Source organism: Neobacillus paridis (assembly GCF_016765675.1).
Lineage (GTDB): Bacteria > Bacillota > Bacilli > Bacillales > Cytobacillaceae > Neobacillus > Neobacillus paridis.
The window spans coordinates 1-619 of sequence record NZ_JAESWB010000283.1 but is presented as its reverse complement, the minus strand read 5'-3'; the positions used below and the strand labels follow the sequence as shown (position 1 = coordinate 619).

General features: G+C 54.4%; 2 protein-coding genes. One reads left to right on the top strand and one right to left on the bottom strand.

Annotation, left to right across the window (positions count from 1 at the left end; translation table 11 throughout):
• On the top strand, positions 1-205 hold a 205-nt coding region (locus JK635_RS28835), incomplete at its 5' end, for a hypothetical protein (protein ID WP_235888215.1).
• Here JK635_RS28835 and JK635_RS28830 read toward each other — a convergent pair.
• Positions 177-619: hypothetical protein (locus JK635_RS28830; protein ID WP_202655457.1), on the bottom strand; the 443-nt coding region annotated here is incomplete at its 5' end. The genes JK635_RS28835 and JK635_RS28830 overlap by 29 nt on opposite strands.

Sequence of the window (619 nt, the reverse complement as noted above, 5' to 3'; positions counted from 1 at the left end):
GTTGTCGGAAATCTCAGGAGATATCGCTGTCTGGGTTTCGCAGTTTTACTTTGTCTGCTTCCAGTCAGATTTCGGACATCAAGAAAAATTTCCCTATCGGCCGCTTTGGGTCGTCAACGGCAGTTGGTCAACGAACTCGGAGATCCAAACTATTCTAGGCGGGCGGGTAGGCTGCCTTAGAATAAATTCTGTTGGCGACTGGTAAGCAGGGCAAAGTGATCGCCCATAAATGGCAGTATGGCATCCGCCACCGGCTGCAATTGGCGCGTCAAGTAATGCTCATAGTCGATTGGCGAGCGACGGGTCTCCAGAGGCTCCGGACCAGCTGTCGTCATCACATACCGTATCCATCCACGGTTCTGATATTGCTGCGGCCGCCCTTGTTTCCGGTTGAACTCATCCGCGATGCGCGCCGCGCGAACATGCGGCGGGACATTTTGCTGATACTCATCCAATGGCCGGCGCAAACGCTTCCGATACACCAGCAATGCGTCGAGCTCGCCCTTGAAAGTACGAGCGACATAGTCCCGTATGTATTCGCGATACGGCTCTCCCTTAAATATGCGCAGATACAGATCGTGCTGAAACTGCTGCGCCAGCGGTGTCCAGTCGGTGCGGG